General features: G+C 60.0%; 10 protein-coding genes and 1 pseudogene. 4 read left to right on the plus strand and 7 right to left on the minus strand.

Features of this window, described 5'->3' with window-relative positions; translation table 11 throughout:
- Nucleotides 1–20 precede the first annotated feature (20 nt).
- The 4 genes and pseudogenes from D8U69_RS12950 to D8U69_RS12965 all read left to right on the plus strand — a co-directional run.
- Nucleotides 21–176: pseudogene (locus tag D8U69_RS12950) on the plus strand (IS5/IS1182 family transposase); the annotation flags it as partial.
- Nucleotides 177–857: 681 nt separating this feature from the next.
- Nucleotides 858–1,310: an Ohr family peroxiredoxin gene (locus D8U69_RS12955; RefSeq protein ID WP_130907447.1), complete on the plus strand. Its 453-nt coding sequence runs from the start codon at nucleotides 858–860 to the stop codon at nucleotides 1,308–1,310.
- A gap of 60 nt (nucleotides 1,311–1,370) precedes the next feature.
- On the plus strand, nucleotides 1,371–1,823 hold the full coding sequence (locus D8U69_RS12960) for an Ohr family peroxiredoxin (RefSeq protein ID WP_130907448.1): 453 nt from the start codon (nucleotides 1,371–1,373) through the stop codon (nucleotides 1,821–1,823).
- Nucleotides 1,824–1,994: 171 nt separating this feature from the next.
- On the plus strand, nucleotides 1,995–2,462 hold the full coding sequence (locus D8U69_RS12965) for a MarR family transcriptional regulator (RefSeq protein WP_056854943.1): 468 nt from the start codon (nucleotides 1,995–1,997) through the stop codon (nucleotides 2,460–2,462).
- A gap of 75 nt (nucleotides 2,463–2,537) precedes the next feature.
- On the opposite strand, the gene pelG is transcribed toward D8U69_RS12965, so the two are convergent.
- The 7 genes from pelG to D8U69_RS13000 are packed head-to-tail and all read right to left on the minus strand — an operon-like array spanning nucleotide 2,538 to nucleotide 14,733.
- Nucleotides 2,538–3,908 carry an exopolysaccharide Pel transporter PelG gene (gene pelG / locus D8U69_RS12970; RefSeq protein ID WP_056854942.1) on the minus strand — a complete coding sequence of 457 codons (1,371 nt, stop codon included), beginning with the start codon at nucleotides 3,906–3,908 and terminating at the stop codon, nucleotides 2,538–2,540.
- The gene (gene pelF / locus D8U69_RS12975; RefSeq protein WP_056854941.1) at nucleotides 3,909–5,423 is read right to left on the minus strand and encodes a GT4 family glycosyltransferase PelF; all 1,515 of its coding nucleotides are present in this window, start codon (nucleotides 5,421–5,423) and stop codon (nucleotides 3,909–3,911) included.
- Entirely contained in the window at nucleotides 5,420–6,409 is a 990-nt protein-coding gene (locus D8U69_RS12980; RefSeq protein ID WP_056854940.1) for a HEAT repeat domain-containing protein, read from the minus strand. The genes pelF and D8U69_RS12980 overlap by 4 nt, the downstream gene beginning before the upstream one ends.
- The gene (locus tag D8U69_RS12985; RefSeq protein ID WP_056854939.1) at nucleotides 6,387–7,751 is read right to left on the minus strand and encodes a PelD GGDEF domain-containing protein; all 1,365 of its coding nucleotides are present in this window, start codon (nucleotides 7,749–7,751) and stop codon (nucleotides 6,387–6,389) included. Before D8U69_RS12985 ends, D8U69_RS12980 begins: the two co-directional genes overlap by 23 nt.
- Nucleotides 7,752–7,756: 5 nt before the next feature.
- Nucleotides 7,757–8,275: a hypothetical protein gene (locus D8U69_RS12990; RefSeq protein WP_056854938.1), complete on the minus strand. Its 519-nt coding sequence runs from the start codon at nucleotides 8,273–8,275 to the stop codon at nucleotides 7,757–7,759.
- A gap of 28 nt (nucleotides 8,276–8,303) precedes the next feature.
- Nucleotides 8,304–11,942: a tetratricopeptide repeat protein gene (locus D8U69_RS12995; protein ID WP_130907449.1), complete on the minus strand. Its 3,639-nt coding sequence runs from the start codon at nucleotides 11,940–11,942 to the stop codon at nucleotides 8,304–8,306.
- On the minus strand, nucleotides 11,920–14,733 hold the full coding sequence (locus D8U69_RS13000) for a bifunctional glycoside hydrolase 114/ polysaccharide deacetylase family protein (RefSeq protein WP_130907450.1): 2,814 nt from the start codon (nucleotides 14,731–14,733) through the stop codon (nucleotides 11,920–11,922). Before D8U69_RS13000 ends, D8U69_RS12995 begins: the two co-directional genes overlap by 23 nt.
- Nucleotides 14,734–14,756: the final 23 nt, after the last annotated feature.

Raw genomic sequence — 14,756 nt, forward strand, 5'->3', positions numbered from 1 at the left:
AGCCAGACTGTTTGATCTGGCCCAAGTATCGACAGCGCAACATCATCGAGCGCATGTCTGGCTGGGAGAAGGAGAACCGCCGGATCGTGACACGCTTGGACAAGCTCGCGAAAAGCTATGCAGCTAGGGTATCGCTGGCTTGTTCCATGCGGTTTTTGCGACACCTCTTCTCGTACGGAGCCTATGAGCCACTGACCTGCGAGCCCAAGGGCAACAATCAACAGCGCGACCATCTGCTTGATAGATTCGGCTCCGATTCGTTTTAGGGGGCGGAGCTGAAAAAGCACCGTCCATCGGAATCCAGTCCACACAGCGTTCCAACTGGTAATCCAAGCAAGTTGACCAAACATTTGTTTACCAGCCAAAACAACTAGATACCGACTTGTTTCAGATTACCCCGGCCCACCAACTCAACAAAAAAAGACGTCCTCGGACGTCTTTTTTTGTGCCTGAAATTCAGCCTCCTCCCCCAATGTCAATAATCCTCGAAAGGCTCTACGCCGCATCCTCGCGGCATGGGCCAGGCGACGCTTGGCGTTTTTCACAGGATGCCCGTGCCACCGTTCATCGTCGGGGCAGAAAATAATCTTTGACATTGTTGAGGCTTCGGCAGATTATCATCACATCGCATACGATCTAATCGAAAGCGACCAACAACATCAGCCCATTGCCGTTGGAGATTCAGCCATGAACACCGGAAGCCGCCAGACCCAGATCAATCCGACCTTCCACGCTTCCAATGGCCACAACGGCAACAACTGGATCACAGCAACAGGCAATCAATAGATCGTTTACCGTATCAAACAAATCGTATGCGATGTTATCGCATAGAATGCAAACCTTGGAGGAACCGTCCCATGAGCAAGATCGAGAAAGTACTGGCCACCGGCAAAACCCACACTACCCTGAGCAACGCTGGCACCATCTCGCGTGGCCATAACGGCAATCTCGACATCGAGCTGTCGTCCCCCGGCTCGACTCAGCCGGCTCATGTGTTTGCCGCCACCCAACCGCATCCGAAAGCCGAGCAACTGTTCGCCGGGGCATGGTCGGCCTGCTACACCGCAGCGGTTGGCCTGGTCGCGGCAGAGCGCAACATCGCACTGCCGGCAGACCTGGCCGTCGACATCGAAATCGACCTCGGCCAGACCGGCCCGGCTTACTTCCTTCAAGCCCGGCTGACCGTGCGCGTGCCGGGGCTGGCCCACGACGTCGCGACCGAACTGGCACATATCGCCGACTCCATCTGCCCGTACTCCAAAGCTACACGCGGCAATATCGACGTTGCTCTGAGCGTTATTACCGTCTAATACATCGCATGCGATGTTAGCGCACACGAATTTAATAACTGAAAACCTGAGGACATCATCATGAGCAAGATCGAAAAAGTACTAGCCACCGGCAAAACCCACACCACCCTGAACAGCGCTGGCACTAATACGCGCGGGCATAACGGCAGCCTCGACATTGCATTGTCGTCCCCCGGCAGCGCCACGCCAGCGCATGTATTCACCGGTGTGCAGCCGCACCCGAAAGCCGAGCAACTGTTCGCCGGGGCATGGTCGGCCTGCTACATCGCCGCAGTAGGTCTGGCGGCGCAGCAGTTAAAGGTGACGCTGCCAGCCGATACCGCCGTCGACATCGAAGTCGATCTGGGCCAGACCGGCGCAGCCTACTTCCTCCAAGCCCGACTGACCTTGCGCGTGCCCGGCCTGTCACACGAAATCGCCACCGAACTGGCACACAACGCCGATGCCATCTGCCCGTACTCCAAGGCAACACGCGGCAACATTGATGTCGCCATCAACGTCCAGACCGCGTAACGCTGTCCACGGCCGGTCCGCCAGGGTGTTGTTCTCCCGCTGGACCGGCCACCGGCTTCAATCACCGGTCACAGTGGACGATACGCCAAGGTCTGAGCACTTCCGACACCATCGCATGCGATGTATAGTCAAGACTTGCAACCCATCCGTCCTTGCCCAGAGAGAATGCGCATGAAATCCACTGACAAGACATCCGCTCTCGACCTGAAGCTTTCCGAGTTTTTGTGCTTTGCGGTTTATTCTTCCAACCTTGCCTTCGGCAAGGCTTACAAACCCATGCTCGAACGAATGGGCTTGACCTACACGCAATTCATCACCCTTGTTGCGCTGTGGGAGCAGGATGACCAGACCGTTGGCAGCCTCGGCGAAAAGCTGTTCCTTGAATCCAACACCCTCACGCCGATTCTGAAAAAACTGGAAGCGATGGGTTATTTGCTGCGCCAACGCGACCCGGAAGACGAACGCCAGGTGCGTATCAGCCTGACGAAAGAGGGACGAAAACTGCGTGAAGAACTGAGCGAGGACGGCTTCCCGCAAACCGGTCTTGATCCTGACGATTTCGTGCAAATGCAGCAGGCCATTGTGAAGCTGCGCAACAACCTTATCCGCACGACAAAAGATCGTCACGAGGCTGAGTAGACGACAGCTTCAAGCCTGACAAAAAAAGGTACTGCCGGTAATCGACAGTGCCTTTTTTCGTACCGCCAGAATGCTTCAGCGCGACAACATGAAGGTGTCGTACTCGAGGTCTTCCAGCGCTGTGGACAATCGATGCAGCCCCAACAACACGCACACCAGCAGCGAGAGGGTGAAGCCGTAGCCAAAGAAGCTCGGGCCAAGGTGCATGCTCAGTAGCGTCAAACCGGCGTTCAACACGGCGAAGATCACGCACAGCTCCAGGACCACGGCGCGCTTGTCGAGGTAGAAGAACACGTTGAGCAACGCCATGAACACCACCTGGATGCTCACGCCGATCAGGTCAATGTAGAACAGCGGCAGGTAATAGCTGGAGATGCCCAGCCAATCCAGCAGACGCGGAGCAAACAGGAACAGCAGCACCACGGTCAGCCCCTGCACCTTGCAGATTTCCAGCAGGCCTTGGCGAATGGACAAGGTCATCTCGGTCTTCAGCGAACTGATGTGCTGCAGGGTCTCGCCTTCGCGGATAGCCCGGAACAGCCGGTCATACCACTCGGCAAAATCGGTTTCGATGCGCACCAGAAACACCGCCATCCCCGGAATGATAGCCAGGTAGGCGAGGAAGATCGGCAAGTCGTACAGGATTGACGCCCGCAGTGGACCTATCACAACGTTCGAGGTGCCGGGGTTGAACCAGAAGATGAATTTGTCGATCCAGATACCGAAGTTATAGAAAAATCCGGTCACCAGCAGGCTGACAAACACGTGGCGCCGGTCAAGAAAATCGAAGGCCACCAGTTTCTCGGCTCGGTATTCGCGCAGGATGTCGTAGAGAAACAGGAACAGCAACGTACTGTGCCCGATCAACAACGCCAACAGCAGGCCCGCTATGCCCAGGAAGCTCAGCAGATACGCACTGATGACCATCAGTGTGTAGCCCACCAGCATCACCAGCAGGATGCGGTTATAAGCTTTCATCCCCGAGAGGAAGATGATCACCATCCACAGATTGCACAGCACCACGAAGTTCGACAGCACCAGCAGCCGGTACATCAGCGGCTGGTCGAACAGCACGCTCAGCACGACGATACCCAGGACACCGGCACCGATGGTGACCATCAACAGCACGCCCACCAGGTTGGGCAGGATCTGGTCGTGCTTGTTCTCAAACAACCGGTCGGAAACGAACCGGGTGAAAAACAGCTGCAAGCCGCCCGTAATGATCAGCGAACTGGCCATCAGATAGGTCACCGTCACCAGGAACTGCCCCACCAGCGTATTGGGCACGACACGGCTCAGGCTGATGATACCCACCAGCATCACGCTGATGATCGACAGCACCCAGGGACCGGAGCTGATCAGCCCGGCATAGACGTAGGCATGCAAGGTCGCGGTATAGGAATCGCGCGACAGGATCTTGCGAAGTTCGAAGCCAATCCCGGCCATTTAACTGTTCTCCATGGCGGCTTGATACAAGTCGCGATAACGCTGCAGCATCAAGGCTTCGGTGTAGTAACGGTTGACCCGCAACAAGCCGCTGGCCTGAGCCGCCTGCCAGCGTTGCGGACTGCGCAGCAGTTCGAGGATGGCCACGCTGGTGGCCTGCGGGTCGGCAATGGCCACGACTTTGCCGGCCAGGCCCAGGTCGCGGTCCTCTGGACTGCCACCTTCGATCATTTCCCGGCACGAGCCCACGTCACTGCTGACCACCGGCGTACCGGCAGCCCAGGCTTCGAGAATCACCAGCGGTTGCGCCTCGCTGATCGAGGTCAGGACCATCAGCCCGAGCTGGGGCAGGATCTCCTGGATGCGCTGGAAGCCAAGGAAATGCACCTTGCCTTCCAGCCCCAGGCTGGCCATCAGGCTGCGGCATTCGCTGACGTATTCCGGGTCTTCCTCTTCCGGGCCGACGATCCAGCCTTCGGCCTCGGGCATGGCGCTGATCACGCCGCGCATGGCCCGCAGGAACGTCTTCACGTCCTTGATCGGCACCACACGACCGATCAGCCCCACCACCGGGGCAATGCCGGGCGCACGGGATTGGAGGGCGGTGGTCCACTGCGGCAGGTCGATGCCGTTGGGAATGACCTGGGTACGGACCGGGTCGGCGCCGTCCTTGATTTGCCGCTGGCGGTTGCCGTCATACAGCGAAATGATGTTGTCGGCGCTGTTGTAAGTCAGTTGGCCGATACGCTCGAAAAAACGCACCCACAAGGTCCGGATATAGCCCGAGCCGGCATCAAGGCTGCGGTTGAGCGCCTGGCCGGAGCTCTCGGCGATCCAGCTGGCCTGGGCCAGGTCGATCTTGCGTTCCTTGGTGTAGATCCCATGCTCGCTGAGCAGGTAAGTGCAGTTCCAGCGCTGCTTGAGGATGCACCCCAACAACCCGGCGTAACCGGTGGAAATCGAATGCAGCACCCGCGCCCGCGGCATCCGGCGCGATGACTCGGCGAGCATCAGCAACGGTGACTGCATCGAACGCAGGGTCCAGAAATAGTTGATGAACGACGGGTCGGCGCAATGCAGGCGATAGCCTTCGCTCAACGCCTCCCAACTGGCACGGCTGCGCAGCACGTCGTCGAGGGTCAAGTGGCCTTGCGCGATACACTCGAGCAGGTTTTCGCCCAGTGCGGGCTCGGGCGCGTCCGGGTGATGCAGGAAGCGATACAGGTCTTCCAGTGTTTGCAGGTCGGCCTCGCGCGGCGTGCCCCGGGTATTTGTCGTATGGGTCGCGTCCTCGAGGAACACTTCCTCGATGTGCAGCACGTTCGACGGTACTTGATAGCGGCGTTCGGGATAGGCTGAACGTTGCCCGCCGATGAACATTACCGAGAACGTCAGCTCCGGCAGGCCGAGGATCATCTGGTGAATCCAGCTCGACACGCCGCCACGCACATAAGGCCAGGTACCTTCGAGCAGCAGGCAGATGTCGGCGATCGGCGCCTCTTCCTTGTGACTCATGTCCAGCTCCTCACCAGATCAGCGAAGGGGGGTCGCTGGCGGGTTTTCTCGGGAAGGCTTGCAAGCAACCCCGGAATTTCATGGTAGCGACCGGCCTCGAAAGCCAGTTCGGCGTGGAACGGCAGAATCTGCGCCGCGCCCATGCCGTTTTCCTGGGCCTGGGTCAGCAACACTTCGGCGCGCTCGATGTCGCCGCGTTCCAGGGCAATACGCCCGGCCAACAAAAACAGCTCACCGCCCTCACCCGCCTGCAGACCTTGTTCGGCATGTTCGCTGGCCTGGTTGAGGACGTGTTCGAGCACGCTGCCCTGCGCCAGCCCCAGGTACGCCAGCTCCCAATACCAACGCGCCAGGGTGCCATGCAGCACACCGGCGGCCTTGGTCGAGGCGCCGTGCAGTTGGCCGAGGGCAATCTGGATACGCAGGTTGATGTCGCTTTCCTGCTTGTCGAGCATTGAGTAGGCCAGCAGCCGCACATCGTCGCTCGGGTCGCCCAGTGCCAGTTTGAGAATCGGCACCGCTTCCTTGCCAGGCATGCGTTTGGTGGCCAGCAATGCAGCCAGACGTTGATCCGGATCCGGTGCATGACGCAAGACATCCTGCAAACCGCCATCGGCGAAGATCGGCGAATGCAATTGCATCTGCGCCCGATACGGCAGGCTCGGAATGCCCACCGCTTGCCAGGCCTGCTTGTCGCGTTTGCGTGGCAGGTACAGCGCCGGGAAGATCGCCGCGACCACGCCCACGGTCCCGAGCACCGGCACGAAGAACGCCAGGCTGAAAATGAACAGCGGGCTCCACGGCAGGGGCGAACGGTAACGCGCCGGCAACAGCAACCAGACCGCGCCACACAACAGCACGCTGGCCAAACCGTGAGTGAGGGTGAACACCAGCAATTGGTGCGCCTCGGGCGCGTCGACCCACAAACTGGCCCAACTGCCCGCCTCTAACAACAAGGCTCCGCTAAACAGCCACTTGCTGATCATTCAGACCACACTCGTTGAACAGGAAGTTACGCAGCCCGTTGTGATCATCAGGCTCCAGGTTGAACGGCATGACCCGCACGCCGAGGCTGTCCAAGTCACTTTCAATGCCGAAGTGTTCATGCACCAGCAGGTTGATACGCGACAGATAGCCCTCGGTGCCTTGCGGACTGGTCAACGGCAAGAGCACCAGCAGCAACTGGTGATCGCGGTTGTTGCGCAGCGGCAAGTGCAAATCCAGACCGCGCTGGCTGCGTTCCAGCAGGCGCGTCAGTTCTTCGTTGGACCGGGTCATTTCGAAGGCGAACAGTCCGGCAGACAACTGGTGCTGTTCGACGTCGACCAGTGAACGCTTGAGTTGCAGTGTGAAGTGCTGCGCGTCGGCATCGACCAATTGCAGCACTTGCACGTCACGCAACAGCAGGTCGGCGATGTGACCGGCCAACAGCGCCAGCAGGCTCAGCGTGCGATCCTGGAAGGCAAAGAACGGCATCTGTCGCACCGCCAGCACCGCCAGCAGACGCCCTTCGGCATCGATCAACGGAATGCAGGCCTGCAGCGACGAGAATTGCGCCGAGCCACCGGCATCGATCAACTCCTGACGCACGCTGACCAACTCACCGCGCTCCAGGCACAACTTGACCAGTCCGTCCTCGGTGTCCAGCGAGCCCATGACGCCGATGGTTGCCAGCGGCGCCGGCAACACTCGCTCACCGCGCTCGTCGACTCGATACAACCCGGCCACCCGCAGCGCGCCGTACTGTCCAAGCACGGCAACGATCGGGTCGGCCAATGCCGCCAGGGCATCGCCATGCTCGGGCATCACCCGCAGTTTTTCGCGCAGGCCCAGCAGCGAGCTGCGCAAGCTCTGGTCGCTACCCGCCACGCGCTGTTCCAGGCGGTCATGGGAGACCCGCAAAATCTGATGCGCACGGGTGAACTCATCGAGACGGTACTGACGATAATCGTTGGCCATCTGCAGACGCTCCAGGCGTCGCTCCCACAGATCGCGCACCTCGCCCACCAGCATGCCGCATACCAGCACGCCGACTATCCACGACGGCTCAAGCTGCGCATAGCCGGCATGGCCGCTGTAGCGCAGGGCGAAAACGGCCAGAACCAACAAACCGGCGCTGAGCAGACCGCGCACAAAACCGTAACGCACACCCAACAGCAGCGGCGCCAGAATCGGCCAAGGGAACCCGCCGTGCATCTGCATCGGGTCGTCCGGGGTCAACCAGAGGCCGAGGCCAATGACCAGGCCGGTTACCAGGAACGTTTCCAGCCAAGACACCGGGCCGCTGGCGCGAGGCGCCAGGCTGTAATCCATGTGTGGAGAATTCATTGCGATCACTCGAACGTAAGGGCGCCAACAAGTTTGTCGAGCACCTTTTGCGCGGTACCCGCGAGGCTTTCACGAGACCAACCGGCACGCGCGCCGCTTTTGCTCCAGAGCACCCGGCCGCTGTCGGCATCCAGCACGCGCAGGCTGATGCCCACCGCCGGTTCGCCGTCCAGGCCATTCTTGTACTGCCACTCTTCGACGCTACCGGCGACCACGTAATCGAGCTTCTGCTCACGCGCCCAATCCAGGGCACCGGCCAGACGCTCGTTATCGTCCATCAGCGCTTGCTCACCCTGAGTGCTGGCCGGGTAAACCCGTGGTTGCAAGCCATGGCTGCTGAGGACGCTGAGCAGGATTTGCTCGCTGCGTTCACCGGCCTGCGGCGTCTGCGAATAGTTGACCATCGGCACGATGCCCCACTGCGCAGTGCGCGGCAGGCTCGGGCTGCTTTCGTCGGTGAAACTGGCACAACCGGCGACGACCAGGACCGCCAGCGCCAGGCTCAGATTACGAATTGCTTGCATACGTTTTTCTCCCGTAGAAATTCCATGATCAGCGTCCGAAACGCACGCCGTAGCTCACACCCAGTGTTCCGCCGGCCTTGCCGTCCCCGCCTTGTGGCGCGGATTGGTAGCCGAAGGTCAGGGCCAGTTCGTCGTCACCCAGCACTTCAACACCGATCCCGGTATTAATGCCGTAGTTGAATGTTTGATCGGTCCATTGCCAGCCTGCCGTCAGGTCAACCAGCCAGGTGTACTGCGGCCTGGTCCGCACCAGCGCGCCAGGTATGCCGCGACGCCAGGAGCTGCCGACATACAGTTGGCCATAGCGACTTTGCAGCAGGTCGCTGGCGGTGACGGTCTCGATATCCAGTGGATTGATCGGGTCGGGCAAACCGGTATCAGGGTCGAACGTCTGCACAGGCGCGGCTCTGATGACCGGGCCACCAAAGTTAGTCGACAGGTAATCCAGCGACTTATCCTTGACCCGATTCTTCTGGTAGTCGACACCGCTGCGCACGGTCCAGTTGGGACCGGCGAATTCCAGCGTGTGGTTGTACTCCATTTTCAGCGCATGGCCATCGCCCAGATCGTCACCGGCCCGGGTGGAAAACGACCGCTGCGCGACTTCCCAACTGACCTGATCGCGGGCTGTCAAACTATGGCGGCCACCCAGATACACGCGGTCCTGTTGGCCGAAGGCGCGCATCAAGCCGCTGTCTTCGTTCTTGCGATGCCAGTCGACGCCGGTTTCCAGTTCATCGCTCACACCCAGCTGCCAGGTCCGGGACAGGCCCAGGCCGTTGCGGTCGTCATCGCTGCGCTGGCTGGTATCGGCGAACAGTTTATAGCTGCCGTCCTCGACCGCACGTTGCAGGGTCAGGGCGGCGTTACGCTCCTCGCCGATGCGCGATGATTCGATTTCGTCACCACTGTAGTCGCCCTGCTCCAGCTCAAGATCGGCGTACCACTTATCGCCCAGGTTGTGCGCAATCTCCAGGCGTGGCGCGTTGAACTCCAGGCCGCCGAAGTCCTGTTCATGCCACGACAACTGCGCACCTTGCGGCGTGCGTTCGTGGATCTCCACAGCCTGGCGGCGCAGCTGTTCGCGCACCGCTTCCGGCTGCTCATCACCGAGCGCCGTCAGGCTGGTGTCGAGGGCTTCATTCAGGCGACCCAGACGACTGAGGGCCTGAGCGCGTTGCGCCGGGTTGAGGTCGCTGCTGGCCAACAACGTTTCGACCTGCGCCTTGTTGCGGCTGCGCAGAGCTTCCTGAATCTGCTCATAACGCTCGACCTTCAGGCCCTGACTGCGCGCCCAAGCCAGCCATTGGTCTTTTTGCGATTCCTGATTGGTCGCATCAAGACGCGCCAGCAAACGCTCAAACCACAGTTGCAACATCGCCGGCGAGCCGTCCTTCCATTTCAGGACTTCCTGCTGGGCCTTTTTCGGTGAATAGCTGCTGGCCATCAAACGCAACCAGGTGCCGTAGCGTTGAGACGACGGCTGCAGATTTTCGCCTTCGGGGCTGCGCAGCAGCTTCAAGCGCAGACGCTGGGCCGCATCCTTATAGCCGGCACTGTCCAGCGCATCGGCGTAGGCCGCTTGCACCAGCCAGTCCTGAGGACTGCTCTTGAGGTACATGCGATACCAGGCCAACGCTTCGCTGTCGCGGCCGAGCATCTGACTGGCGCTGGCGAATGGCAGCCACAGCAGACGGTCTTCGCGCGCCCGGGCTTTCCATTGGCTCAGCAAAGGCTTGAGTGCGGCGGTGTTGCCCTGATCGACGTAGAGCCACATCAGGCGCTCGCGGAACAGGTTGTCGTCAGGGAACCGCGCGAGGCCTTCCTGATACAGGCGCAGCGCTTCGTCGGTCTGGCCCTTCTGCACTGCCAATGCACCGCGTACTGCCAACACTTGAGACTGGCCATAGGCATCAGGGTATTGCTCGGCGTCCTTGAGCAGCGACTCCACTTGCGGCCAGTCCTGCAATTCCTGGGCTTGCTGCAAGGCCTCGACCAAACGCTGCTGGTCGTGGCTGCGTTGCCAGCTGGCGACCATCAACTGCAGAGCGCGCTGTGGATTGCTGGTTCGATAAAGGGTGATCAACTGACTCTCGTCGCCGCTGTTGAGCGAGCCCTTGAGCTTCAACAGCTTCTCGAGCGACACCTGCAATTCATCGTCCCGTTCCAGGTCCCAGGCCAGCGAGGCCCGGGAGCGCCAGTAGTTCGGATCAGTGATGGTGCGGTTATCGACTTGCAACACTTGCCATGCCGACGTGTTATCGAACAACTTGAGATAGGTATCGACCCAATCGACGCGCTCGGTGGTGGTCAGCGCAAAACGTTTCGAGTAGTCCTTGTAAACGTTGGCCTTGGCTGCATATTGCCCGGTGTTTTCCAGGTTTTGCAGCAGGCGCGTCCAGGCCAGGCGATGCTTGGGGTACTTGCGCAAATACGTGCGCAGCCAGGCTTCAGCCTCTTTTGGCGTACCCCGCGATTCGTGACCGTAGATCAGCGCATCGAGTTCGATGTCGGTCAGCGCACGCTGCTCCATGATCTCGGCAAGCAACGGAATCGAGCGGTCGAAGTCGAACTGCTGGCTGGCCAGGCGCCAGGCGTGCTCACGGGTTTGCGCACTTTCGCGCAGCTTCAACAGACGAATCCAGTAACCGAGCGCCGCTTCGTTTTCACCCTGCCATTCGCCGAGGTGGGCCATCTGCTCAAGCAACTGCACATCTTCGGGATGTTTTTCGAGCAGTTGCTGGCCACTTTCCCAGGCGCCCGGCAAATCGCCGAGGGCCAGACGCATGCTGAAATCCTTCTGCAGGATCTGCGGGTTGTCCGGTTGCAGGATGCGCCACTGTTGCAGGAAGCGCTGCGCCAGATCGAAGCGCTTGCTGGCGACGGCCACATCGACGCCCTGCTGGACCCAGGCCGAGTCGGTTTGCGGGTTGATCAGCGAGTCGATTTCATCTTCAAGCACCTGCGCAGCCTGGTCGCCCTGACCGGAAGCCAACAGGCTGTTGTAGGCCAACTGGGCATACTCACGACGCTCGCCCGCCTGATCAGTATCCTTTCTCAACTGCAGATAGATTTCTGCGGCGCGCCCCGGTTGCTCGCCCGCCAGATACCATTGCGCAGCGGACTTGAGCGCCGCGCTGCGCTGCTGCGGGTCGCGAGCAGCAATTTCTTCATAGACACTGGCGGCAAACGCCGGTGCCTGCAAGGTCAGTGCGAGCTTGGCCAGGTTCTGCAATTGCGGCAATGGCAGCATCCGGTGATCGAAGCTTTTCAGACGCTCGACCAAGGCCTGCTGGGTGATCAGGTCACTGTCCTTGGCCGCTTCCAGCGCATCCAGTTCGAGCCGGTAATACGCCTGCAATTGCAGGTTCGGCTTGGGCCAATTCTCCAGATGCTGGCGGGCCTTGGTGTAATCACCGAGGCGAATCAACAGGTCGACCAGTTGCAGACGCAGGTGATCGTCTTCCGGGTGAGCGGTCAGCAGCAGTTCGGCATAGTTGGCGGAAACCGCATCCGGCTCGCGGCCGTCAGGCTGGAATACTTCTTCACGCTGGAAGGTTGCCCACAGCAGACCGCCCACGGCAACCGCCACCACCGCCAGCGCCCACGGGTTGAGCAGGCGGCTGTTTTTGCTCGCTGAAGAATTAGTTGCAGAAGAGCTGACCATTACTCACCTGCTTCATTGGTAATTGAAAAGTCCACAGACCGGCCGATGCCTTGCCTGCAAAACGCTGTCCATCCACTTCGACCCGGCAGGCACTCGCCGACCGTACCGAGAAGGTCAGATCAAACTGCCCGGCAAACGAAAAACTCACACGTTGATCATCCAGGTACTGCCAACTCAGCAGAGGCAAATTGGCTTCCTCCAATGCCGGGCGGCTGTCCCGATCAGGTCGCAGCACCAGCAGTGCTCGGTCGCTGCTCAGTGCCACATAGCGCCCTTGCGGTATGTCTCGAACACCGGCAATGCCTTGCGATCGCAGCAAATCCGGCCAGCCCATTTGCGGGTCCAGGCGCACGGTGCGCAATGCATCCATGCCGCGAATCTGCCAGTTGCCATCGGCGGTCCGCGCCAGGCTGGCCTGATACAAGCCGTGCAATCGATCGATGTAGTCGCTCATCCACAGCGACATCGGCTGCTGGTCGCGCATGTAGCCGTAGATCTCGTGCATGGCCTTGATCGAAGCCTGCTTGGTGCTTGAATAAAAGTGGTAGTAAAGGTGCAGGCCACGCAGGCGGCGCGGGCTGTCGGTCAGCTCGAAGGTGTCGATCACTTCGCGGAAACCGTAATACGGACCTTTCCACAGGTTGGTGTAGAGGTTCTCGTTGATGATCGGCGCGTAGTACTGCAAACCGCCCTCGGTAGGGCGCAGTAGCGGGTTCAACCCGGTCAGCGACGGATCGGCCTTGGTCATCATCGTTTCCGCGCCGTTGACGTTTTTCAGACCGGCATCGTAGGCAATCTTCAGCGTGGCTGCCGAAGGCAAGGCGTCACCTGGCCAGAACACCATTTTCACCGGTTTTTCCGGAGTGGTGAGCTGCTGGTTGATGTAGTCGCGGGAACCGACAACCTCGCGATAAAAATCAATTTTGTCGTAGCCCGCAATAGCCATGTTCAAACCATATTCCGGTTTGAAATTCTCACGTTTAGTGGCCTTTTCCGGCTGCATGAAAAACGGATGGCTGAAGGTGTGGGTGGCCACTTCGACTTTCGGATTGGCGAAGATCTCGCGGGCGATGGGCTCCAGTTCGCGTGCCAGGTGCGGGAACATGCCACGTGGCGAAATTTCACCCTCGACGATCGACACCGACGTCAGGAACGGGTTGGGCTTGATGTAGTCATCCAGCGTGTGACGGCCGGCATATGGCGTGCCACGCACTTCGGCGCGGGAGGGAAAGCCATCGCCGTCGATGTGTACGGTGGCGATTCGACGGCCGTTTTCTGTGGTGGTGTCCGGCCGTGGTTGCTCAGGCAGACGCAGGCTTGCCTTGAGGAAGGCGAAGGGGTCGAGAATCCAGCGACTGCGCTCGTTGTTCACCTCAAGAATGTAGGGTGCCAACGCCAGTCCGCCCCAATCGCCAATGACGACCGGGTCGAAGGTTTGCCCTGCAGCATTGCTCAGCGAAAGTGCCGGTGTCGGCCCCTTGGGCAATACCGAGACCGCCGTCAGGTCACGGGATCGGGGCTGCACCGGTGCTTCAAAAGCGCCGAGCAGCGCCTTGTCTTGATGAGTCACTGTCAGTGCTTGGGTACCCGGCGGGGCTTCTCGCTTCAGGCCCATGCGCTTGAGCAGAACCTGGTCTTCAACCGGCAGGCCGGAGAAAAATACCACCGGTACCTGCTCGTCCAGACGTGCGCTGATGAAACGGTTGAATGCCGGAGCATCTTGCGGCGAACCGCTGGTCATCCACGTAATCACACCGGCATACAAGCCACTGAAGCGATAATCCGGCATGGAGCTGCTGGCAGGCAGGTAGTCAACGCGATAACCCAGGTATTCGAGCAGCCCGCCCAGATAGGTGTGACCGGCGTTGTTGGCCAGGTCACCTTCGCGCGGGTCGTAAACCAACGCGACACGCCGCGGCTGCACTTCGATGTTGCTGATGCCCATCGAATTCAGTTCCGGGGTGCTGATGAAAGGAATGAAACCTTCATCGCGCAAACGCTTGGCCAGCTTGCGGGCCTCTTCGCGTCGTTCCGGTGGCAAATAGTCGATCGCCACCAGTGGAATCCCTTTGGCACGCAACGGTTGCAACTGGCCCAGCAGCCATTGGCGGTCCGCCTCCGGCACTGGACGGTATCGTTTGGCGGATGCGTCCCAACCAGCGTAGAGCGACTCGAAAGCTACCGCTGCAGCCACGCCGTCAAGCTCCGGGAGCACTTCAAAGCCACGATTGAAAAACAGCTTCAGCTTTGGCTGCTGCTTGTGCAGTTCCCGCAGAAAACTGGCAAGGCCGGCACGCTGGGCTTCACGTGATGCCTCTGGCAGTAGAGTGAAACTGTCGAGAGTATCGAGAAAAAGTCCGCCATAGCCCTGGGCTTGCAGCTGCCTGGCACGGCCGAGCAAATGTTCGCGCCAGGCCGGTGCCGTGAGGTCCATGACCTGGCTGTTCCACGAGTCGTTTCGCACCGGAGAGACAGCCTTGTCCAGGCCAGCCTTGGAGATATCCGCTTTTGAACCGTCGAACTCGCCCACAGACATATAGGCAAACGGTTCGCTGCCCAGCTTGCGCAACGTTTTGACATCGTTGGCCGTCATGTGCCCGGGTTCGACGACAGCCCAGTCAAACTGCGCCAGCTCAGAGATCGGCGGCTCGTCGGCATACCAGAAAGTCACGCTTGAGGGAGGCGTCAATACCGCGGCTTGCACGGCGGGGCCACTCACACACAGCGCCAGAGCGGCTAACAGTCGCTTGGCGACCGAGCGGACACGCGTCCTGCGAAAAACGATTTCCATAACTCACTCTTGAAATGACGGAT

Source organism: Pseudomonas sp. Sample_16 (assembly GCF_004307665.1).
Taxonomy (GTDB): Bacteria; Pseudomonadota; Gammaproteobacteria; order Pseudomonadales; family Pseudomonadaceae; genus Aquipseudomonas.

What these genes read in the sequence shown, in the direction of transcription:
- D8U69_RS12990 (WP_056854938.1), bottom strand. Translation starts at nt 8,275, where the DNA reads ATGCAAGCAATTCGTAATCTGAGCCTGGCGCTGGCGGTCCTGGTCGTC.
- D8U69_RS12955 (WP_130907447.1), top strand. Translation starts at nt 858, where the DNA reads ATGAGCAAGATCGAGAAAGTACTGGCCACCGGCAAAACCCACACTACC.
- D8U69_RS12980 (WP_056854940.1), bottom strand. Translation starts at nt 6,409, where the DNA reads ATGATCAGCAAGTGGCTGTTTAGCGGAGCCTTGTTGTTAGAGGCGGGC.
- D8U69_RS12965 (WP_056854943.1), top strand. Translation starts at nt 1,995, where the DNA reads ATGAAATCCACTGACAAGACATCCGCTCTCGACCTGAAGCTTTCCGAG.
- D8U69_RS12995 (WP_130907449.1), bottom strand. Translation starts at nt 11,942, where the DNA reads ATGGTCAGCTCTTCTGCAACTAATTCTTCAGCGAGCAAAAACAGCCGC.
- D8U69_RS12985 (WP_056854939.1), bottom strand. Translation starts at nt 7,751, where the DNA reads ATGAATTCTCCACACATGGATTACAGCCTGGCGCCTCGCGCCAGCGGC.
- D8U69_RS12960 (WP_130907448.1), top strand. Translation starts at nt 1,371, where the DNA reads ATGAGCAAGATCGAAAAAGTACTAGCCACCGGCAAAACCCACACCACC.
- pelG (WP_056854942.1), bottom strand. Translation starts at nt 3,908, where the DNA reads ATGGCCGGGATTGGCTTCGAACTTCGCAAGATCCTGTCGCGCGATTCC.
- pelF (WP_056854941.1), bottom strand. Translation starts at nt 5,423, where the DNA reads ATGAGTCACAAGGAAGAGGCGCCGATCGCCGACATCTGCCTGCTGCTC.
- D8U69_RS13000 (WP_130907450.1), bottom strand. Translation starts at nt 14,733, where the DNA reads ATGGAAATCGTTTTTCGCAGGACGCGTGTCCGCTCGGTCGCCAAGCGA.